This window comes from Marimonas arenosa, from assembly GCF_030848945.1.
Classification (GTDB): domain Bacteria; phylum Pseudomonadota; class Alphaproteobacteria; order Rhodobacterales; family Rhodobacteraceae; genus Marimonas; species Marimonas arenosa.
On record NZ_JANHAX010000003.1, the window covers coordinates 510,023 to 530,155 of the forward strand.

The 20,133-nt window shown below is 65.3% G+C and carries 18 protein-coding genes; 4 read left to right on the plus strand and 14 right to left on the minus strand.

Annotated elements, in window-relative coordinates; genetic code table 11:
• Positions 1 to 20: 20 nt before the first annotated feature.
• Positions 21 to 1,502 (plus strand): glycerol kinase GlpK, encoded by a 1,482-nt coding sequence (gene glpK / locus NO357_RS12700; RefSeq protein WP_306736043.1) that lies wholly within the window; start codon positions 21 to 23, stop codon positions 1,500 to 1,502.
• Positions 1,503 to 2,090: 588 nt separating this feature from the next.
• Complete coding sequence (locus NO357_RS12705) at positions 2,091 to 4,988, plus strand: error-prone DNA polymerase (RefSeq protein ID WP_306736044.1); 2,898 nt, start codon at positions 2,091 to 2,093, stop codon at positions 4,986 to 4,988.
• A gap of 121 nt (positions 4,989 to 5,109) precedes the next feature.
• Here NO357_RS12705 and dtd read toward each other — a convergent pair whose 3' ends face one another.
• Complete coding sequence (gene dtd, locus NO357_RS12710; protein ID WP_306736045.1) at positions 5,110 to 5,553, minus strand: D-aminoacyl-tRNA deacylase; 444 nt, start codon at positions 5,551 to 5,553, stop codon at positions 5,110 to 5,112.
• 115 nt (positions 5,554 to 5,668) lie between these two features.
• Between dtd and NO357_RS12715 the strand changes: the two genes are divergently transcribed.
• Positions 5,669 to 6,085 (plus strand): Hsp20/alpha crystallin family protein, encoded by a 417-nt coding sequence (locus NO357_RS12715; RefSeq protein WP_306736046.1) that lies wholly within the window; start codon positions 5,669 to 5,671, stop codon positions 6,083 to 6,085.
• 63 nt (positions 6,086 to 6,148) lie between these two features.
• Here the strand turns inward: NO357_RS12715 and NO357_RS12720 are convergent, their stop codons facing one another.
• The 9 genes from NO357_RS12720 to NO357_RS12760 form a co-directional block, all read right to left on the minus strand.
• Complete coding sequence (locus tag NO357_RS12720; protein WP_306736047.1) at positions 6,149 to 7,261, minus strand: acyltransferase family protein; 1,113 nt, start codon at positions 7,259 to 7,261, stop codon at positions 6,149 to 6,151.
• Positions 7,262 to 7,354: 93 nt separating this feature from the next.
• A complete protein-coding gene (locus NO357_RS12725; RefSeq protein ID WP_306736048.1) occupies positions 7,355 to 8,020 on the minus strand; it encodes a DUF6629 family protein in 666 nt (221 codons plus the stop codon).
• 165 nt (positions 8,021 to 8,185) lie between these two features.
• Positions 8,186 to 8,857 carry a nitroreductase gene (locus NO357_RS12730; protein ID WP_306736049.1) on the minus strand — a complete coding sequence of 224 codons (672 nt, stop codon included), beginning with the start codon at positions 8,855 to 8,857 and terminating at the stop codon, positions 8,186 to 8,188.
• On the minus strand, positions 8,854 to 9,978 hold the full coding sequence (locus NO357_RS12735) for a TFIIB-type zinc finger domain-containing protein (RefSeq protein ID WP_306736050.1): 1,125 nt from the start codon (positions 9,976 to 9,978) through the stop codon (positions 8,854 to 8,856). Before NO357_RS12735 ends, NO357_RS12730 begins: the two co-directional genes overlap by 4 nt.
• A 94-nt stretch (positions 9,979 to 10,072) precedes the next feature.
• Positions 10,073 to 11,200 carry an SPFH domain-containing protein gene (locus NO357_RS12740; protein WP_306736051.1) on the minus strand — a complete coding sequence of 376 codons (1,128 nt, stop codon included), beginning with the start codon at positions 11,198 to 11,200 and terminating at the stop codon, positions 10,073 to 10,075.
• A 21-nt stretch (positions 11,201 to 11,221) separates the two neighbouring features.
• The gene (locus NO357_RS12745) at positions 11,222 to 12,184 is read right to left on the minus strand and encodes a DUF2927 domain-containing protein (RefSeq protein ID WP_306736052.1); all 963 of its coding nucleotides are present in this window, start codon (positions 12,182 to 12,184) and stop codon (positions 11,222 to 11,224) included.
• A gap of 7 nt (positions 12,185 to 12,191) precedes the next feature.
• The gene (locus NO357_RS12750; RefSeq protein ID WP_306736053.1) at positions 12,192 to 13,394 is read right to left on the minus strand and encodes a toxic anion resistance protein; all 1,203 of its coding nucleotides are present in this window, start codon (positions 13,392 to 13,394) and stop codon (positions 12,192 to 12,194) included.
• Between the two features lie 28 nt (positions 13,395 to 13,422).
• Positions 13,423 to 14,301 carry a 5-bromo-4-chloroindolyl phosphate hydrolysis family protein gene (locus NO357_RS12755; RefSeq protein ID WP_306736054.1) on the minus strand — a complete coding sequence of 293 codons (879 nt, stop codon included), beginning with the start codon at positions 14,299 to 14,301 and terminating at the stop codon, positions 13,423 to 13,425.
• Positions 14,302 to 14,531: 230 nt separating this feature from the next.
• Positions 14,532 to 15,344: a pseudouridine synthase gene (locus NO357_RS12760; protein WP_306736055.1), complete on the minus strand. Its 813-nt coding sequence runs from the start codon at positions 15,342 to 15,344 to the stop codon at positions 14,532 to 14,534.
• A 53-nt stretch (positions 15,345 to 15,397) separates the two neighbouring features.
• On the opposite strand from NO357_RS12760, the gene NO357_RS12765 reads away from it, so the two are divergent.
• Complete coding sequence (locus NO357_RS12765) at positions 15,398 to 15,847, plus strand: nucleoside deaminase (protein WP_306736056.1); 450 nt, start codon at positions 15,398 to 15,400, stop codon at positions 15,845 to 15,847.
• A gap of 291 nt (positions 15,848 to 16,138) precedes the next feature.
• Here NO357_RS12765 and NO357_RS12770 read toward each other — a convergent pair whose 3' ends face one another.
• The 4 genes from NO357_RS12770 to NO357_RS12785 all read right to left on the minus strand — a co-directional run bounded on the left by NO357_RS12770 (position 16,139) and on the right by NO357_RS12785 (position 20,033).
• A complete protein-coding gene (locus NO357_RS12770; RefSeq protein ID WP_306736057.1) occupies positions 16,139 to 17,122 on the minus strand; it encodes an ABC transporter ATP-binding protein in 984 nt (327 codons plus the stop codon).
• Entirely contained in the window at positions 17,119 to 18,093 is a 975-nt protein-coding gene (locus NO357_RS12775) for an ABC transporter ATP-binding protein (protein WP_306736058.1), read from the minus strand. Before NO357_RS12775 ends, NO357_RS12770 begins: the two co-directional genes overlap by 4 nt.
• 73 nt (positions 18,094 to 18,166) lie before the next feature.
• On the minus strand, positions 18,167 to 19,045 hold the full coding sequence (locus NO357_RS12780) for an ABC transporter permease (protein ID WP_306736059.1): 879 nt from the start codon (positions 19,043 to 19,045) through the stop codon (positions 18,167 to 18,169).
• Between the two features lie 10 nt (positions 19,046 to 19,055).
• Entirely contained in the window at positions 19,056 to 20,033 is a 978-nt protein-coding gene (locus NO357_RS12785; protein ID WP_306736060.1) for an ABC transporter permease, read from the minus strand.
• Between the last annotated feature and the right edge of the window lie 100 nt (positions 20,034 to 20,133).

A 20,133-nucleotide genomic window follows, 5' to 3' on the forward strand; every position in this document is an offset into this window, starting at 1 on the left:
TTTGTGAACGGGGGCAGTCAATGGGGCACATCCTGGCCATCGATCAGGGAACGACATCGAGCCGAGCGATCCTGTTCGATGCCGAGATGCGGGTTGTGGCGGTCGGCCAGGAAGAGTTCCCGCAGTATTTCCCGCGCTCGGGCTGGGTCGAACATGCCCCTGCAGACCTGTGGCGGACGGTATGGCGATCCTGCGGTCAAGCGATTGAAAAAGCGGAAATTTCCGCCGAGAGCATCGAAGGCATCGGGATCACCAACCAGCGTGAGACGACGCTGGTCTGGGACCGCGCCACCGGCGTGCCGGTGCACAATGCAATCGTCTGGCAGGACAGGCGCACGGCCGATACATGTCGTGCCCTGCGCGAGGCCGGGCACGAGCAGATGATCCGCGACCGCACCGGGTTGCTGCTGGATCCGTATTTCTCGGGGACGAAACTGGCCTGGATTCTCGACCATGTCGACGGCGCCCGGGCCCGCGCCGAGGCGGGGGAGCTGGCCTTCGGCACGGTCGACAGCTGGTTGATCTGGCAACTGACCGGTGGACGGGTCCATGCCACGGATGCCACCAACGCCTCGCGCACGATGTTGTATAATATCATTGAAGGTCAATGGGATAGCGAGATCTGCGCGCTGCTGGGCGTGCCGATGGAGATGCTGCCGCAGGTCAAGGATTGCGCAGCAGATTACGGGGTGAGCGACCTTTTCAGTGCGCCGGTGCCGATTCTCGGGGTCGCGGGTGACCAGCAGGCAGCGACGATCGGCCAGGCCTGTTTCGCGCCGGGGATGATGAAATCGACCTATGGCACCGGCTGCTTCGCATTGCTCAATACCGGGGACGTGCTGGTGCGGTCGCAGAACAAGCTGTTGGGAACAATCGCCTACCAGCTGGAGGGCGAGGTCACCTATGCGCTGGAGGGCTCGATCTTCATTGCCGGCGCTGTGGTGCAGTGGCTGCGCGACGGGCTGAAGATCATCGACGCAGCAGAGGAGACACAGGCGCTGGCCGAGGCCGCGGACCCGGAGCAGGCGGTGATCCTGGTGCCGGCCTTCACCGGGTTGGGGGCGCCGTATTGGGATGCCGATTGCCGCGGCGCGATCTTTGGTTTGACGCGCGGGACAGGGTCGGCCGAAATCGCGAAGGCGGCGCTGGAAAGCGTTGGATATCAGACACTTGACCTCTTGAACGCCATGCTGGCGGATTGGCCCGAGGCGGGCGATGACACGGTGCTCAGGGTCGATGGCGGCATGGTGGCAAGCGACTGGACCATGCAGTTCCTGGCCGACATCCTGGGCGCCCCGGTCGACCGGCCGCGGGTGACCGAGACCACGGCCCTGGGCGCGGCCTGGCTGGCGGGGATGCGGGCCGGGGTTTACCCCGACAAACAAGGGTTTGCCGAAAACTGGGTGCTGGAGCGACGGTTCCAGCCGGCGATGGCGGCGGCCGAGCGCGAACGGCGCTATGCGGGCTGGCAAGACGCGGTGCGCAGAACCCTTTCGGCGTAGTCGTGAACCCCACCGTGCTGTGGACATCGTCGGTATGGCACTCTGGCTGGCCCGCTGGCTGGCATCCCGTCTGGCGTGCGGCGGGCCAGGAGTTTGGTAACGGGTCGGGTTAAGTTGGCGCACGGTGTCGTTTCGGCCGGGGGTGGGGGAGGCCGGGTTGGAAACCCAGCCCGCAAGAGAGAGAACGCCCCGGTTTTGTCCGGAAAGCACGTTGCGGCATGAGCAGGGTGGACCGGGTCAGGCCGGGGACCGAGGGCGAGACCGGGAAGCGGCAAGGACCCGCGCCATTCTGGCGCCTGCGTGGTGCCTTCGCAAGATGCCCTTGCCGATGGTCCCGGTTCCCGGGGGCGCCCCCTGGCTCTTCGCCGGTCGGACCTCTGCCGATGCTTACGAAGTGGCCCGGGAGCGCGTCTCTTCCTTGGGCGGCCATCGGCTCTCCAGCCTGTTCCGCCCCTCGAATCTAGGAAATTAACCTTAACGAAGGGTGAACCCGCCCCCTCTTTCTTGGCAAAAATACTCATCCCCATGCGTGCCGCCTGCGTGATGCTCGAAAAGAGAACAAAAAGTGAATATAATCCTGATTCGTCCATGTTTATAGAACTCTGCGCCATATCGAACTTTACCTTCCTGACCGGGGCCTCGCACCCGGAGGAATACATGCACCAGGCCGCCCGGCTGGGGCTGGAGGCGCTGGCGATTGCCGATGTCAACTCGGTGGCCGGCATCGTGCGGGCGCATGTGGCGGCGCGGCAGATGGCGGCGGAGGTGGCGCAGCGGGCCGAGATCCTCGCGCGCGACGGGCTGATCGGCCCGCCGGCGCCGCCGGGGAGCCCGCCGCCGGTGACACCGGTGCTGCCGCGGCTGATCCCGGCGGCGGGGCTGGTGTTTGTCGAAGGGCTGCGGGTGACTGCCCTGCCCGAGAGCCGTCAGGGCTGGGCGAGCCTGTGCCGGCTGTTGACGAAAGGCCGTCTCAGGGCCGAGAAGGGGGACTGCGTCCTGCACCTGAGTGACCTCGACGCGCATCACGCCGGGCTCCACTTGCTGCTGCATCCGCCAGAGGCGCTGTCGGCGACGGGCGGCGCGGGGGAATGGTGGTCACGGGCGGACCGGTTGTCGCGCCGCTTCGGTCACGCCATGCACCTGGTGCTTCAGCCCCGCTATGACGGGCAGGATCGCGTGCGGCTCGAACGCCTCACCGTGCTGGCCGGGGAACTGGGACTGCCGACGCTGGCCTCGGCCGCGCCGCTGATGCATCGCGGGCGGCGCCGACGGCTGCGCGACGTGATGACGGCGATCCGGCTGAAGACCAGGGTCGATGCCCTGGGCCGGGCGGCGCTGGCCAATGCCGAACAGCGGCTGCGCTCGGAAGCCGAGATGCTGCGGCTGTTTCGTGGGTTCGAGGACGCGGTGCACCGGGCCGGCGCGCTGGCCGGGCGCCTGACCTTCTCGCTCGACGAGCTGCGCTACGAATACCCTTCGGAAGTGGCGCCGGGCGAGACGCCCACGGCGCGGCTGCGGCGGCTGGCCGAGAAAGGGCTGCGGCTGCGCTATCCCGGCCGCGTGCCCGACCGGGTGCGGGGCATGCTGGAGCACGAGCTGGAGTTGATCGCCAGGCTGAAATACGAGCCGTATTTCCTGACCGTGCATGACGTGGTGGCGTTCGCGCGTTCGCGTGGCATTCTCTGTCAGGGGCGCGGCAGCGCGGCCAATTCGGTGACCTGCTACGCGCTGGGGGTGACAGAGGTCAGCCCCGAGATCGGCACCATGGTGTTCGAGCGGTTCGTCAGCGAGGCGCGCGACGAACCGCCCGATATCGACGTCGATTTCGAGCATGAACGTCGCGAGGAGGTGATCCAGCACATCTACGAGCGCTATGGCCGGCACCGGGCGGGCCTGTGCGCCACGGTGGTGCACTACCGCGGCAAGCGGGCGATCCGCGAGGTGGGGCGGGCGATGGGGCTGTCCGAGGACACGATCAGCGCCTTGTCTTCGCAGCTTTGGGGGTTCTATGCCGCCGGTGCGCTGGAGCATCAGCGGATGCGCGAGATCGGGCTCGACCCGAGTGATCGGCGGCTCAAGCAGACCATGGCGCTGGTGCACGAGATCGAGGGTTTTCCGCGCCATCTGAGCCAGCATGTCGGCGGCTTCATCATGACCGAGGGGCGACTCGATGAACTGGTGCCGATCGAGAACGCCACGATGGAAGACCGCACGGTGATCTGCTGGGACAAGGACGATATCGACGCGTTGGGCATCCTCAAGGTCGACGTGCTGTCGCTGGGGATGCTGACCTGCCTGCGCAAGGCGCTCGACCTGATACGGCAGCATCTGGGGGTGGATCATTCTCTGGCCTCGCTGCCGCCGGAGGACCCCAAGGTCTATGACATGCTGTGCAAGGCGGATTCAGTCGGCGTGTTCCAGGTGGAATCCCGCGCCCAGATGAATTTCCTGCCCCGAATGCGGCCGCGGAATTTCTATGACCTGGTGATCGAGGTGGCGATCATCCGGCCCGGGCCGATCCAGGGCGACATGGTGCACCCGTTCATCCGGCGGCGGAACGGCGAGGAAAAGGTGGAGTTTCCCTCGGATGCGCTGGGCGAGGTGCTGGGCAAGACGCTGGGCGTGCCGCTGTTTCAGGAGCAGGCGATGCAGATCGCCATCATCGGGGCGGGGTTTTCGCCCACCGAGGCCGATCAGCTGCGCCGGTCGCTGGCGACCTTCAAGAAACATGGCAGCGTCAGCGCCTTCCGGACGCGGTTCATCAAGGGGATGCGAGCGAACGGCTATGACGACGATTTTGCCGAGCGCTGTTTCAGCCAGATCGAGGGGTTCGGCTCCTACGGGTTTCCGGAAAGCCACGCGGCGTCTTTCGCGCTCCTGGTCTATGCCAGCGCCTGGATCAAGTGCCACCATCCCGGCCTTTTCGCCTGTGCGCTGTTGAATTCCCAGCCGATGGGGTTCTATGCCCCGGCGCAGATCATCCGCGACGCGCGTCAGCACGGGGTCGAGGTGCGGCCCATCTGCGTCCAGGCGAGCTACTGGGACAACGTGATGGAGCCCGACGGCCGCGGCGGGCTGGCACTGCGGCTGGGGTTTCGCCAGATCAAGGGGTTGAAGGAAGAAGATGCCAGCTGGATCGCGGCGGCGCGGGGCAACGGCTACGCTTCCGTCGAGGATCTGTGGCGACGGGCGGGACTGACACCGTTCGTGATCGCGCGGCTGGCCGAGGCGGACGTGTTCGCCGGGCTGGGGCTGAGCCGGCGCGAGGCGTTGTGGGCAGCCAAGGCGATCCCGACAGCCGAGGCGTTGCCGCTCTTTGCGGGCGATCTGGATGGCGAGGGGATCGTGGAGCCGGCGGCGGTGTTGCCGGAGATGACGCTGGGCGAGCAGGTGGTGGAGGATTACGTGGCGATGCGGTTTTCGCTCCGGGCGCATCCGATGGCGCTCTTGAGGCCGCTTCTGGATGCCGGGGTGACGGTGGAGTGAAGGGGAGTGGCGCGGTGCTGTTTTCTACCTTTGCGGACATCGCTCCGGCAGTGCCCAAGCCGGGCCACGGCGCGCGGCCCGAACATCCGCTCCAGATTCGAACCTGCCAACGGATTGCAGTTTAAGCGGACGTATCCAGCCAGATCGTCACCGGGCCGTCATTGATCAGCGCGACCCTCATGTCGGCGCCGAAGCGGCCGGTTCTGACCGGGATACCCAAGCCCGCCAACTGCGCGGCGAAATACTCGTAGAGCCGTTCGCCTTCGGCCGGCGGCGCGGCGTAGGAAAAGCCGGGACGGTTGCCGCGCGAGGTATCGGCGGCCAGCGTGAATTGCGACACCACCAGAGCCGAACCGCCGCAATCGAGGATCGAGCGGTTCATCTTGCCGGCCTCGTCTGTGAAGATCCGCAGCTTGGAGATTTTGGCGGCGAGTTGTTCGGCTTCGGTCTCGGTATCGCCCTGCATGGCGCAGATGAGGATCAACAAGCCGGGACCGGTTTCGCCAACTACGTCACCACCGACACGGACGGCGGCCTCGGACACACGTTGCAGAAGGGCACGCATGAAAACCTCCTAATTTACCACGGCAGGAAGCCTGCGGATTTGCCAGAGGTCAAGGCAGAGGCCGTGTGATTCGCGGTATAATTTCAAATAGGAAAAAGAAAAGGAGAGCCTGTTCATGGTTGAAAAATCACACACGGCAGGCCTGTGGCCTTCGCTTTACGAGCCGTTCCGCAACTTCGGAGAGCGTGTGGCCGATTGGCTGGCACCGGCCTCCGACGCGAGTTCAGATGACAAAGCCTATCGCATCACGATGGAGCTTCCCGGCGTCGAGGAGAAAGACATCGACGTGACGGTGAATTCCGGTGTGGTCAGCGTCAAAGGCGAGAAGTCATCGGAGAAGGAGGAAAAGGGCGAAACCTGGTACTTCTCGGAACGGCAATACGGATCGTTCAGCCGGTCGTTCCGGCTGCCCGAGGACGCCGTCGGCGAAAAGGTCGAGGCGCATCTGAAGGACGGGGTGCTGACCATCACGGTGCCGAAGAAGGCGCCGGAGGAGCCACCCTCGACCAAGGTGAAGATCAAGCGCGGCTGAGTCTTGGGGATATTTGTCAGCCGTGCGAGGTCCCGGGCGCGGAGGAGGAGCCGCGCCCGGGGTTTATGGTTGGGCCGGCGCAGGTTTCCGGGCCGGTTGAGGCGCCCGAGGGCGGATCAGTGCTTTGGACAGTCTACGGCAGGGGTCTTCGATCAGCCGGAAGGTTGTGGCAGAGATTACGAGTGTCAGGAGGATCGCGAACGCGTTCAGGGCCAGGGCGTGATCGGTGATGTAGAATAGCCGGAGCTGACCGGCAGGCGGCGGGATGATCGCCGAAGGGATGCCGATCATCTGAACCGCGACATCCGTCACCACCATGAAAACCAGCGCATGGGTCAGGTAGACAGAATAGGAAATCCGCCCGAGAAAGGCCGGGACTTCGGTGCAGAGCAGTCGGGCGATTTGGCCATCGGAACGGGCGAAGAGAAATACGCAAACCGAGAATGCCAGAATCGTGAGCAATTCGAGCGAAGCGGCGGGATCGGGAAAGCTGATCAGCGCGAGGATACCGAGGAGCGCCGTCGCTTCGGAGAGTGTGCCCGGCGTGGCCCAGATGAAACGCAGGCGGCTGTGTAGTTGATATACACCGACGCCGAGGAAGAATCCGGCAAGGCAGCGCAGGAACCCCAGATCATACGAGCGCTGGATTGTTGACGGGTTGTCGATGAGCAGGAGACCATAGGCCGCAGCCGATATGATGAGGGCAACCGGGGTCGAAAGGGCATGTCGCAGGAGCGTGACTGCCAGAAAGAAGGTGAGATAGGCAAAAAGCTCGGCGCTGATGCTCCAACTGGGATAGTTCCAGTAGAGCGCGTCTTCGAGCCCGTAGCTGTTGAGAAAAAACAGGTTGATCAGGAAGCTGGCGCCGTCGGTTCCCGGCACCGAAGCCGAACTACCGGTTGTCTGGTAAAACAGCCAGGCCAGGATCAGGACGGCGTGCAATGGGAACAGTCGGCCAAGGCGCAGGAAGGCGAATTCGCGGAAGGGCAGGCCGGCCTGGATACGCTCGAAATAGGCAAAACAGATCACGAAGCCGGAGAGCACGAAGAAGAAATCGACGAAGAGCGAACCGTTTGAAATCAACGTGTTCTGCCCTGATACAACGAAGGGGCAGTGGAACAGGACCACCATGATCGCGGCGATGCCACGCAGGGACTCGAGGCTTTGAAATTTCATTCTGGTGCCGGTTGTCATGGGCGGGACTGTGCCGCAAAAATTGGGCTGGAGTGTGGCCGGTCTTGGCCCCAAACCCGGAAATTGGTGGCGGTGTCAGGCCGGTGCGCGGGCGTCGCGGGCGATGATGACAGTCAGATAGGCCGACAGGATCGCGGCGAAGAAGCACCAGACCGAGATGAAGGCATAGGCGAAAAACGCGTAGGTCAACGCCAGCGAGGCCAGCACGAGCAGGCCGAAGAACTGGATTCGCCGATCGGACGAGACGAAAAGCGCGCTGACCACGATGGCGGCGTAGAACAGCCGCAGCGCGACGCGGTTGACGGTGTCTTCGTAGATCAGGGTGGTGCGGTATTCGAGCGAGCGGTTGATCACCTCCATGTAAAGCCAGTCGCGGAGGAGGAAGGACGGCAGGAAGATCGAGAGCCCGTAGAAAAAGCCCAGCGCGGCCAGCCCCGCGGCGAGGCGTCGGCGCATCCCCGACGGTTCGATCATCCAGACGGCAAACGGCACCCAGGCCAGCCAGAAGAAATGCGAGAAGAACAGGAAGCCGCGCGAGGCATAGGCGACAAGCTCGTCATGCCCCCCGTTCAGCCCGAGCCAGACCAGCCCTTCGAAGCCCTGCTGGATGCTGAAGGCGACCGGGAAGGCGGCGAAGGCCAGCCACTTCGGCTGTACCCGCCTGGCCCTGGCCATGGCGTAGACCCCTGCGGGCATGAGCGCGGCCGAAAGCGCGAAACTGGCGGTGGCGGAAAAGCACATCGTCGATCCCTTGTGGTTGCGCCGATGGGCGCGAGTCCCTTAACTAAAAGTCTAGGTGCGCCTGCCAGGCGCGGCCTTGCGCTGGGTCAAGGGGCGGGTGGCGACGCGGGGTGGGGTGAAACCCCACCCTGCCGGTGGTCGGTGGCCGGGGGGCTGGGGTGGTCGTCAGCCGCGCCAGTCGAGAATCTCGGGCAGGGGCGCGCGTTCGGTGCGGAACGCATTGGCCGGGTGATCGGCATCGGCGAGGCCGAAGGAGATGGCGGCGAGTACCAGGCGGGTGTCGGGGATGCCGAACCAGTCATGCACGAAGCGGCCATGGCCGGCCACCGCCGCCTGCGGGATGGTGGCGACGTTCAGGGACTGCGCGGCGAGGCAGAACGCGGCGATGAAGCCGCCGCAATCCATCACCCCGTAGGTGCCCAGGTCGGCCTCGGAGGTGATGATGGCGACATGCGGCGCGCCGAACAGGCGGAAGTTTTCCATCATCTGGGCTGCGCTGGCTGCGCGGTCGCCCTTTTCGACGCCGACGGCTTCGTAAAGCTGCCAGCCGCAGGTGCGGCGGCGGTCCTGGTAGAGGCCGGTATACTGTTTCGGCCAGTCGAGATCGGGCTGCGAGCTGTTGGCCGCGGCGTGGGCGAAAAGCGCCTCACGGAAGCGGTCGGTTTCCGGTTTGTCGGTCACGGTGACCTGCCAGGGCTGGGCGTTGCACCAACTGGGCACCCGGCCGGCGGCGGTGACGATCTTCTCGATCGTGTCGCGCGGCACGGGACCTGGTTTGAAGGCGCGGCACGAATAGCGCGACGCGAGGAGATCGGAGAGCGTGTCGTAACCTGTCATAGGGCCCCCTGATTGAGTGCGACGAGATAGCCGACGATGCCGGCGGCAATGAGGCCAAGGATGACGGCGATGGTGATTTTCCAGGCCGACCACGGGCGTTCACCCTGAACCCGGCCGGTGCGGCCGTTGACCACGAAACGGTAGGTCTTGCCGCGGTATTTGTAGGCCGCCAGCCAGACGGGCAGCAGGATATGCTTGAACGTCACGTCCTTGACGTCGGTGTCGATGTTATGGATGCGCTGGCGGTCGCCGCCGATGTCGAATTTCACGTCGCGTTCGATGACGCGGGCCATGTGATCTCGGGCCTCGTCATAGCCTTCGATCAACTCGACGGTATAGCCTTCGGCGCGGAATCCGGCGAGGTATTCCGGACGGTACGGTTCCATCGCGGCGAGATCCCAGGGCTCCAGCGCGTCGGTATAGCGCTTGGGCAGCGATCGGGAGGCCAGCACCAGAATGTCATCGAAGAACCGCGCCACGCGGCCCGAGGCCGGGCGCCAGCGGATTTTCTGCACCCGCTGCTGCACCTGTTTGCCGTCGCGCATGACGGTGCGGGTGACATAGTAGATGGTGCCGCGTTCGCCGGTATAGCGGGACTTGGTGTCGGCATCGAAGGTCCAGTAGGGTACGTAGATGCCTTGCATGCGGCGGCCCTTGCGGGCGTAGTCCTGCAAGCCGTTCGGTGCGAACCAAAGCCGGCCGAGCCAGTCGGTCATGGCCTTGCGCGCGGTGCGTTCATCGAGCGTGAAGGGCAGCACGCCGCGGGGTTTGATATGGCGATGCGTGCCGGTGTCGGTGACCACCGGTGTAGCGCAAAACGGACATTCGGCAGCGTGGTCCTTTTCGTCGAACTCGACCTGCGCGCCGCAGTTGGGGCATTGCAGGACTCGGGTTTCCTCGATCTCCTGGGCCGGAAGCTCAGCGTCGAGCGCGGCGCGGAAATCGAGCTCGCGGATCGGGTGGGGGTGGAACCCGTCTCCCTCGATCGGCGCCTCGGCGCCGCAATGGTCGCAGATCAGCCGACCCTGGCCCGCGGCGAAGCGAAAATCGGCGCCGCATTGCGGGCAGGGGAAGCGGTGTTCCTGCTCTGGCGAAGGCGCGGGCGTCGGGGAGTGGGACATAAGATTTTATGCCTCCGGCGGGGATATTTCGGGCAAGATGAAAAGGCGGGCCGGGATCAAGGTGCCCCGGCGCGCGGAAATCCTCAAGCCCCGATCACGCGCCCGGCGGCGGCGGCGGCAGGATGGTGAAGAGCTGCGCCAGCTCCGCCACCTCACCGGCAGTTTTCCAGCCGTCTTGGCCCGGGGTCCAGACATGGCTGTCGCGTTTGAGCTCGCCCGCGGCGGCCATGCGACCCATGGCGGCCTTGGAGAAGGGTCCTTTGGTCTCGCCGTTCTCGGCGATGTGCCAGACATGTTCGGCGGGAGGCGGCGGTGGCGGGGCGATGCCGGCCGCGGGCGCGGCCATTTGCGGGGCGGTCTGCATGGCGGGACGAGTGCCCCAGGGGCCGATCTGCTGGGCCATCTGCAGGCCGAGGCCCGCACCCATGCCGGTTTGAATTGCCGCGGCCCCGGCACCGTCGCGGCCAAGCGATTCGGCAGCCTGGAACTGCATGTAGTTCGACAGATCGCCGATCACCCCCATCGAGGTGCGCTTGTCGAGCACCGCTTCGACGGCCTCGGGCAGCGAGATGTTCTCGATATAGAGCTCGGGGATCTCGAGCCCGTAGTCGGCAAGCGTCGGGGCAATGTCTCTGGCGATCAGCTTGCCCAGTTCGCGGGTGTTGGCGGCCATGTCCAGGACCGGGATGCCGGCGCGGGCGATGGTGCGGGAGAACTCCTGCACGATGATGTTGCGGATCTGGAAGCTGATCTCGTCCATGGTGAACTCGCCATCGGTGCCGACGATTTCAACCATGAACTTCGCCGGATCGCTGACCCGGATCGAATAGGTGCCATAGGCGCGCAGCCGGACCGGCCCGAATTCCGGATCGCGGGCGATGATCGGGTTCTTGGTGCCCCATTTCAGGTCGTTGAAGCGGGTGGTGTTGACGAAGTAGATCTCGGATTTGAAGGGCGACTGGAAGCCATGATCCCAGTGCTGCAGCGTCGTCAGGATCGGCATGTTGTTGGTCTCGAGCATGTAGAGACCGGGGGTGAAGACATCTGCGAGCTGGCCTTCATGCACGAACACCGCCGCCTGACCTTCGCGCACCGTTAGCTTGGCGCCATACTTGATCTCGTGGTCTTCGCGCTCGAAGCGCCAGACCATGGTGTCGCGGGTATCATCGGTCCAGTGGATGACGTCGATGAATTCGCCGGTGAGGAAATCGAGAATACCCATGTTGCTTTGGTCTCCCTGGGGTCAGAAATTGGTCGCCGTGAGTTCGCGTGCGATCTGGGCGGCGATGGGGCGGGCCTCGTCGAGGCTCATGCCGGGCTGAAGGCGCTTGTCATAGAGCATCTTCAACAGCATTTCGTCATGCGTGGTGAGATAGGCGAATTCCTCGTCGTCGTTGAAGATCGAGGGCCGTGCGCGCGGGCTGTCATTGGTGAGGCCAAGGCCCTGGGCCAGTTCCTCGTGGATGCAGGAGCGGCGCAGCAGCGGCGGGTGTTCGGCACGGATGAGCGCGATGGCGGTCTTGTATTCGCTGCCGGTCCGGCCGCCCGGTTCGGCGACGACCAGACAATAGGTCGGTCGCGACAGGTTGCGGAATACAGCGAGCGTGCCCGAGGAAGCGCCGGGCATGATCTGGCGCACCCGGGTCAGCATCTGGTCGCGGTCATCGGCGCTCATCACCAGGACATGGAAATTCGCCGAGGTCGACCGGGTTATGCCGATCGGGTGGCCGGTGATCCGGCGCAACCGCGCCGCATAGGACGAGATGAAATCGGTGTCCGTGGCGCGATCTTCGGCGCTGACCGTGTCGCCGAATTCGATCCGCATCCGCACCGGCTTCTGCCAGCGGTGCAGGTCGCTGATGCTGCCGTCGGCAGGGCCGACGCTGTCGAGCGGGTGTTCGTTGATAAAGGCGATACGCTCGAAATTTCGCAACAGGTCATCGGGGCCATAGCGGGTATCGGGCCCGCCGCCATCGGTGCGCATCAGCCCCTGAGCCAGAAGGTCGTTCTGCACCCGGGTATAGTAACGGCTGAGCGCCAGGCTTTCGGCCGACGGGCCCTGCGGTGTCTCGGGCTTTGCAGATTGGGTAAGCCCGGCCGGCCGTGTCTGCGGCTTGAGCGTGGGTGTCTGGGCAAGACATGCCGACAGAAGCACTGACCCTGAGAGCGTCAGAACCGCTTTTGTCAGTTTTGCCCTGATTGCCATCTGCGTGTCAGCCTTTTTCGGGCACCGCCGTGCCGGCGGTATCACCGAGCCCGGTCTTGCGCGCCTTGGCAGCGGCCAGCGTGTCGCGCAGTTCGGTTTCCATTTTCTTGAGTTCCTCCTCGGCGGCGGCGCGGCGTTTCTTGCCTTCGTCGGCGATTTGTAGCGATTCCTCGATCGTGCCGATCAGGTCGGCATTGGCCTGTTTCACCGCCTCGATATCGAACACACCGCGTTCCATTTCCTCGCGGATCATCTTGTTCGACTCGCGCAGGTTGCGGGCATTGGCGGTCAAGAGTTCGTTGGTCAGATCGTTGGCATCGCGTACCGCCGCCGCGGCCTCGGCCGAACGCTGGATTGTGACGGCCTGGGCCAGCTGGGTTTCCCATAGTGGCACGGTGTTGACCAGTGTCGAGTTGATCTTGGTGACCAGCGATTTGTCGTTTTCCTGCACCAGCCGGATCGACGGCAGCGACTGCATCGTCACCTGACGGGTGAGCTTCAGATCATGCACCCGGCGTTCGAGATCGTCGCGGGCGGCGCGCAGGTCGCGCAGTTCCTGCGCGGCCATGACCTGTTCGTCCTCGGGCGCGGCCTGAACCGCTGCTTCCCTGGCTGGAATCTCGTCGTCGTCGAGGATGCGCAGCCTTTCTTCACCGGCGGCGATGTAGAGCGCAAGCTCGTCATAGAAGGTCAGCGTCTTCTCGTAGAGCAGGTCTAGCGACTTGATATCCTTCAATAGCGTGTGCTCGTGATGCAGCAGGTTATCGGTGATCCTGTCGATCTGGCCCTGCACGGTTTCGAACCGGGCGGTGAATTTGGCGAAAGGCGCGGCGCGGCCCAGCAGTTTTTCCCACCAGGTGCGCTTGCGGCGGACGTCGAGTTCGGAGACCGAAAAGCCGCGGATGGTGGTAACGATGTCGCGCAGGGAGTCGCCCGCCGGGCCGACATCCTTGTTGCGGACATCCGCCAGCATCGCCTGGGAAATTTCCTGCAGCTCTGCCTGGGCGGCGGAGCCGAAATTCACGATCGAACCGGTGTCGGACATGTCAAGCTCGCCCATGCGTGCTTCGATCTCCTTTGACACGGTGGGGTCGGCATCCTTGAGGGCGACGACCTGTTCCGCGGCGACGGGTTCAGGCAGCACGACGGCGTTGACTTCTTCGACGAGGGCGAGCGCCTTTTGCGCCTCTTGCTGAATGGTGGTCGACATGGGAGTGTCCTTTACTGGTTAGAGCGCGTCATTGTTCGAGGCGCACGCCCTCACGGGCGAGCCGGTCGCGCAGAACTTCGATTTCGACGGTGAGGTCGGACTGGTTGTCGAGCAGCAGCGCGCGGGTCTTGGCGTTGAAACTTTCCTCGAGATCGGTAAGCAGCATCATGTAGTCGGAACGCGCGCCGCGGTCCTGGGTGCGGGCATAGACGTCGGCGAATTTCACCGTCGCGTCGCGAGCGCCCTGGAGGTATATGCCCATGAACTTGCGTGCCGCGGTGAGATCGCGCGGGTCTTCCTCGACCGTGCGCAGCAGGTCACGCACGCGGGCCTGGAATCGTTCGACGCGGGCTTCGGCCTCGCGGTCGCCGGCGCGTTTGACGGCATCGCGCATGGCGGTGAGATGCGCCTCGGCCTGGTCGACATAGCGGGCGACGCGGTCGGTCTGGAACTCGTCGATGCCTACCATGCCTTTGTTCTTCATCGGGTCGGGACCGAAGGCGAGAAAGTGCAGCACGGTGCCGGAAACGGCATAGATCAGCGGCTCGATCACCCCGGGTTTGGCGGTGAAAGCGGCGATGAAGAGGCCGGCGCCGGTGAGGACCGAGCCCAGCATCTTGCGCGGGATGGCGGGTCGGCGCGCGACCCTGCGGGCGTCATAGGCCTCTTGCGCCAGAAGCCCGTCACGGGTGAGCCAGGCGGCCAGTAACAGAATGCCCAGCGCGACGAGATTGAGCGCCAGCCCCGAAGCGCCGCCGGCAAAGGCGCGCCAGATCAGCGGTAGGGGCGCGAGGAACAGGAAATTGACCCGGCCGCCGGCCCGGGTGCGGGTGGCGCCGCGGAAGCTGCCCTGATCGCCGCCACCCTGGCCCCGTGGGCTGTGTTTGCCGCCGTAGCGCTGCGCCATCACACGCCCCCCGCGATAGACACGAAGAGGATGAGCAGGAACAGCAGCACGAAGGCGAGTTTTTGAAGTCCGGTTTCCGACATGACCCCAGCGCCCATTCAACTTGAAGATTAACCTAGGTTATGCGGCGGCGCAGCGCTAGGGGGAAGATTGGCGCGGCATTCCCGGGCGACGCGGCTTTGTCCGCGGGCTTTAAGCCAGGCTGGCCCCGGGGCACACGCTTGTCGGGGTCAACGCCGGCGTTTTCGTTGCGGTGTGCGGCGCGGCGTGTCCTGCGGTTTCTCGCCGTCGAGCCCAAGTTGATCGCGGACGACCCGCTGGCGGACTTCCTGCACCTCGCCGGGCTTGAGATTGCCCAGCTGGAAGGGACCGTAGGAGGTGCGGATCAACCGGTTGACGGTGAAACCGATCGCCTCCATCGCGCGGCGGATCTCTCGGTTCCGGCCTTCGCGGATCGCCACGGTGGCCCAGGCATTGGCGCCCTGCTGGCGATCGAGGCTGACGATCATCGGCTGGAAGGTTTCGCCGTCGATGGTGATGCCTTCGCGCAACGGGTCGAAACTGGCGTCCGAAGGCCGGCCCTTCATCCGCACGCGATAGCGCCGCAGCCAGCCGGTGGCGGGCAGTTCCAGCCGCCGCTTGACGGCGCCGTCGTTGGTCAGCAGCAGCAGGCCTTCGGAACTGAGGTCGAGCCGTCCCACGGTCATCACGCGCGGCAGGTCCTCGGGCAACGCGTCGAAAATCGTCGGGCGGCCTTCGGGATCCCTGGTCGTGGTCATCAGCCCGGCGGGCTTGTGATAGAGCCAGAGCCGCGGCGGTTCCGGGGCGTCGAGCGGTTTACCGTCGACGGTGATACGATCCTTGTCCGTGACGTTGAGCGCGGCGCGGGTGATGACCGTGCCGTTGACCGCCACGCGGCCCGCCTCGATCATCCGCTCGGCCTCGCGCCGCGAGGCGAGCCCGGCCCGGGCGATGACCTTGGCGATGCGATCGCCCTGCGGGGCGTCGCGGTCTGGTTTGTCGGAGGGCGGTTTGCGGCTCATGGTTTCGGCAATAGCGGATTGGCCGGGGCGGCGGAAGGGGCTATGGGAGGGGCATGGAATTCAACGGGTTCATGCAGGCGGCGCTCGACGAGGCGCGCAAGGCCGCCGACAGGGGCGAGGTGCCGGTGGGGGCGGTGTTGGTGTCGCCGCAGGGCGAGATCGTGGCGCGGGACGGCAACCGCACGCGCGCGTTGAACGATCCGACGGCCCATGCCGAGATCCTGGTGATCCGGGCGCGTTGTGCGGAACTGGGCAGCGAGCGGCTGCCGGGGCACGATCTCTACGTCACGCTGGAGCCCTGCGCGATGTGCGCCACCGCGATGTCGGTGGCGCGGATCCGGCGGTTGTATTATGGCGCGTCCGATCCCAAGAGCGGCGGGGTGGAACACGGCGCGCGGGTGTTTACCCATCCGCAATGCCATCACGTGCCCGAGGTCTATGACGGCATCGCCGCGCGCCAGGCGGCGGAACTTCTCAAGGAGTTTTTCGCCGCGCGGCGCTGACACCGGGCCCGCCCCCTCACCGGCGCGCCCACCCGCCCGCCCCGCACCGGCGAGGGGGCTCAGCGCCCGGGGATCTGGCTGGCCCGGCAGCGGTACCGGGCGGACGCCTCCGGCATGAGTATTTGTGCCAAGAAAGAGCCGGAGAGGCTCGTCTTGACCGGCCTGCTTCTCTTTCTTGGTGAAAATACTCATGCCGACACTATGCCATCGCGACAACGCTGCCGTCTGGCGTGCACGGAGGCCGTCTTGCCGCGCCGCGCCGTCGCGCGGCGCAATCCCGCAGCGGTCTCCTCAGGCGTCAGCGGGACCCGGGACGTGGCAGGCGACGCGGCCCGGGCCCCTGTCTTCGAGCACCGGCGGGGTCTTGCGGCAAATGTCCCGCGCCCTTGGGCAGCGCTCGGCGAAGGCGCAGCCGGGCGGCGGGTTGATCGGACTGGGCGGGTCACCTGAGATCTTCAGCGGCCGGACATAGCCTTTCGACTTCCGCCGCGCCAGCGACGGCGCGGCCGACAGAAGCGCCTGAGTGTAGGGATGCTGGGGGCTTTCGAACAGGGCCGTGCGGGAGGCATGTTCGACGATCTGTCCGAGATACATCACCGCCACGTCGTCGCAGACATGGCGGACCACGCCGAGGTCGTGGGAGATGAAGAGGTAGCTGAGGCCGAGTTCGGACTTCAGTTTCGCCAGCAGGTTCAGGATCTGGGCCTGGATCGCCACGTCGAGCGCCGAGACCGGTTCGTCGCAGACCAGCAGTTTCGGGTTGGTGGTCAGCGCCCGGGCGATCGAGATGCGCTGGCGCTGGCCGCCGGAGAACTGGTGCGGGAACAGGTTGAGCTGATCCGGGCGCAGACCGACGAGCTTGAACAGCTCTTCGACGCGGGCGCGGCGGTCGTCCGGCGTGCCGATGTCCATCAGGTCGAGCGGTTCGCGCACGATATCCGCGACCCGGGCGCGCGGGTTGAGCGAGGAATAGGGATCCTGGAAGATGAGCTGGACGTCGCGGCGGTGGGCCCGCATCTGTTCGTCTGAGAGCGACAACAGGTCATCGCCTTCGAACAGGACCTGTCCGCCGGCGGCCTCGGTCAGGCGGATCGCGGCCATGGCGGTGGTGGTCTTGCCAGAGCCGGATTCGCCGACGATTCCGAGCGCGTGGCCTTTTTCAAGCGAAAAGCTGACCTTCCGGACCGCTTCGAGCCAGGGGCGCGGGCCAAACAGGCCCTTGCGTGGCATGGCGAAGCGGACGGTGAGGTCGCGAACGTCGAGAAGCGTGCTCATATCCGGCCCTCCTCGACGGCGTGACAGGCGGCGGGGTGGTGGCCATGGGCCGCGAGCAGCGGCTTTTCGGTCTTGCAGCGGGCATTCGTGTGTTCGCAGCGGTCGGCGAAGGCGCAGCCGGCACCAAGGAGGTGCAGCGGCGGGACGACGCCGGGGATTTCCCTGAGCGCATGGTCCTCGCGGCCCAGCGCCGGGATGCAGTCAATCAGGCCCCGGGCGTAGGGGTGCTGCGGGAAGTCGAGCACGTCGTCGGCCTGGGCCTCTTCGATGACGCGGCCAGCATACATCACTGCAACCCGGTCGGCCATTTCCGAGATTGCGCCCATGTCGTGAGTGATGAGGATGATGGCGGCACCGAAATCGCGCTGAATTTCATTGAGCAGGTCGAAAATCTGGGCCTGGACGGTGACGTCGAGCGCGGTGGTAGGCTCGTCCGCGATGAGCACCTTGGGCCGGCAGGAAACGGCCATGGCGATCATCACCCGCTGTCGCATGCCGCCCGAAAGCTGATGGGGATAATCGCGGGCGCGGGCATCCGGCGAGGGGATGCCAACGCGGTCGAGCAGGGCGATGGCGTCCTTGAAGGCCTGATCGGGGCTGACCTTCTGGTGCAGCATGATCGCCTCGGCGATTTGGGCGCCGACGGTGAAGACCGGATTGAGCGAGGTCATCGGCTCCTGGAAGATCATCGCGATATCTGCGCCGCGCAAGCCGCGCATGCGGGCCGGCGCCGCGCCGACCAGTTCTTCGCCTTCGAGCCTGATCGATCCGCCGGCGATCCTGCCCGGTGGCATCGGGATCAGGCCCATCGTGGCCAGCGCGGTGATCGACTTGCCGCAGCCCGACTCGCCGACGACGCCGAGGGTTTCGCCGGCATTGACATGCAGCGACACGCCGTCGAGCGCCGTGACCTGGCCGTAGCGGGTGTTGAAGGTCACGCGGAGGTCTTCGATGGCAAGCAGCGCGCTCATGGCGATGCCGGAGCGGGGGCCAGCCCCCGCACCCCCGGGATATTTGGGGTCAGATGAAGCAGGGGATCGGGCATCATCTCTCCCTCAGTTTTGGGTTGAACGCGTCGTTGAGGCCGTCGCCGATGAGGCTGACGGCGAAGACGGTGAAGAAGATGGCGAGGCCGGGGAAGGTGACCGGCCACCAGGCGTCGAGGATGTATTCGCGGTTGGCACCGATCATCAGGCCCCAGGACATGACATTTGGATCGCCGAGGCCGAGGAAGCTGAGCCCGGCCTCGAAGAGGATTGCGACGCCGATGGTCAAAGTGGCCGACACGATGAGCGGCGGCATGGCGTTGGGCAGGATCACCCGCCAGATGATGCGTTTGTTGCGCGCGCCGATGGCGCGGGCGGCCGTGACGTATTCGAGTTCCTTGATCTTGAGGAACTCGGCCCGTGTCAGGCGGGCGGTCTGCGGCCAGGAGACCACGCCGATGGCAATGGCGATGGTCCAGAGCGAGGGCGAGAAAAGCGTGACCAGCACCATGGCGAAAAGCAGGGCCGGCAGGACCTGGAAGAACTCGGTGATGCGCATCAGCAGGTTATCGACCCAGCCGCCGTAGTAGCCCGCGAGCGCGCCCAGCGTGATGCCGATCACCATAGTGATGGCCGCCGCCGCGGCGCCGACCGTGAGGGTGGGACCGCCACCGGTCAGCATGCCGGCCATCAGGTTACGGCCGAGATAGTCGGTACCGAGCGGGAAGTCCGGGGTGACTCCGGGCGGTTCATGCGGGGCCCAGACGACCTCGAACGGGTCGCCGGCATAGAAGAACGTGCCGTAGAGCGTCGCGCCGACGATAACCGCCAGCAGCGCCACGCCAACCAGCGCCGGGATGTTGCGGCGGAACATGCGCCAGGCTTCGAGGGCGGGGCTTTCGGCCTTGTAGGAGCTTTGCGTCGTCTGGTCGGTCATGGTCTGGCCCCTAGGATCTACCCCGGAGCCGCGGATCGGCCCAGCGATAGGAGATGTCGGTGAGGATGTTGGCGATCACCACCATGGCCGAGGCGAAGAACAGCACCCCCATGATGGTGGGATAATCCCGGCGCAGGATCGAATCGAAGGCCAGCCGCCCCATGCCGGGCCAGTTGAACACGGTTTCAACCAGCAGGGCGCCGGAGATCAGGTTGCCGAATTGCAGGCCGGCGACGGTGAGGATCGGCAGGGCGGCGTTGCGCAGCGCGTGTTTGAAGAGCACCGATTTTTCCGACGCTCCTTTGGCGCGGGCGGTGCGGATGTAGTCGGAGCCCAGCACCTCGAGCATCGAGGCGCGGCTGAGGCGGGCGTATTGCGCCAGATAGATGATTGCGAGGGTGAAGGCGGGCAGCACCAGGTGGTGCAAAATGTCAATGGTCTGCACATACCACGCCGCATCGCGCAGCTTGACCGATTGCATGCCTTCGACCGGGAAGATCGGGAAGGACGAGGCGAAGAGGATGATCAGCATGATCCCGGTCCAGAACACCGGCACTGCATAGCCGATGGTGGCAAACACCGAAACGAAGGCGGACATCGCCCCGTTAGGTTTGCGCGCGGCGATGACGCCGAGGAAGACGCCGAGCGCAATCGACATCAGCTGGGCGGTGATGACCAGCAGGATGGTCGGGCCGATCCGGTCGGCGATGAGTTTCGAGACTGGCTGGTTGAAGAAGAAGCTTTCACCGAGATTGCCCTGGAGCACGTTGCCGACATAGATCGCGAGCTGGGTGAGCACCGGTTTGTTGAGCCCGTATTCCTCGCGGATCGACTCGAGCATTTCCTCGGTCGCACCGCCCATTTCACCGGCGATCACCACCGCCGGGTCGCCGGGTGCAAGGCGGATCAACAGAAAATTCAGCACCACGACGCCCAGCATGAGCAGGAGCCCGTAGCCGGTGCGGCGAAGGAGGTAGGAGCTGGACATGGCGCAGGTCTCGCGGTTCAGACAGTCCGCGCTCCGGACCTGATCCGGGGCCTCCTGGGATAGCCAAGAGGCCCCGGCACGGAGGCCGGGGCGCGAGGGG

Coding starts and splice junctions, on each gene's coding strand:
- dtd (WP_306736045.1), bottom strand. CDS start 5,553: ATGCGTGCCCTTCTGCAACGTGTGTCCGAGGCCGCCGTCCGTGTCGGT.
- NO357_RS12750 (WP_306736053.1), bottom strand. CDS start 13,394: ATGTCGACCACCATTCAGCAAGAGGCGCAAAAGGCGCTCGCCCTCGTC.
- NO357_RS12730 (WP_306736049.1), bottom strand. CDS start 8,857: ATGACAGGTTACGACACGCTCTCCGATCTCCTCGCGTCGCGCTATTCG.
- NO357_RS12775 (WP_306736058.1), bottom strand. CDS start 18,093: ATGAGCGCGCTGCTTGCCATCGAAGACCTCCGCGTGACCTTCAACACC.
- NO357_RS12765 (WP_306736056.1), top strand. CDS start 15,398: ATGGAATTCAACGGGTTCATGCAGGCGGCGCTCGACGAGGCGCGCAAG.
- NO357_RS12740 (WP_306736051.1), bottom strand. CDS start 11,200: ATGGGTATTCTCGATTTCCTCACCGGCGAATTCATCGACGTCATCCAC.
- glpK (WP_306736043.1), top strand. CDS start 21: ATGGGGCACATCCTGGCCATCGATCAGGGAACGACATCGAGCCGAGCG.
- NO357_RS12780 (WP_306736059.1), bottom strand. CDS start 19,045: ATGACCGACCAGACGACGCAAAGCTCCTACAAGGCCGAAAGCCCCGCC.
- NO357_RS12745 (WP_306736052.1), bottom strand. CDS start 12,184: ATGGCAATCAGGGCAAAACTGACAAAAGCGGTTCTGACGCTCTCAGGG.
- NO357_RS12760 (WP_306736055.1), bottom strand. CDS start 15,344: ATGAGCCGCAAACCGCCCTCCGACAAACCAGACCGCGACGCCCCGCAG.
- NO357_RS12715 (WP_306736046.1), top strand. CDS start 5,669: ATGGTTGAAAAATCACACACGGCAGGCCTGTGGCCTTCGCTTTACGAG.
- NO357_RS12785 (WP_306736060.1), bottom strand. CDS start 20,033: ATGTCCAGCTCCTACCTCCTTCGCCGCACCGGCTACGGGCTCCTGCTC.
- NO357_RS12735 (WP_306736050.1), bottom strand. CDS start 9,978: ATGTCCCACTCCCCGACGCCCGCGCCTTCGCCAGAGCAGGAACACCGC.
- NO357_RS12705 (WP_306736044.1), top strand. CDS start 2,091: ATGTTTATAGAACTCTGCGCCATATCGAACTTTACCTTCCTGACCGGG.
- NO357_RS12770 (WP_306736057.1), bottom strand. CDS start 17,122: ATGAGCACGCTTCTCGACGTTCGCGACCTCACCGTCCGCTTCGCCATG.
- NO357_RS12725 (WP_306736048.1), bottom strand. CDS start 8,020: ATGTGCTTTTCCGCCACCGCCAGTTTCGCGCTTTCGGCCGCGCTCATG.
- NO357_RS12720 (WP_306736047.1), bottom strand. CDS start 7,261: ATGAAATTTCAAAGCCTCGAGTCCCTGCGTGGCATCGCCGCGATCATG.
- NO357_RS12755 (WP_306736054.1), bottom strand. CDS start 14,301: ATGGCGCAGCGCTACGGCGGCAAACACAGCCCACGGGGCCAGGGTGGC.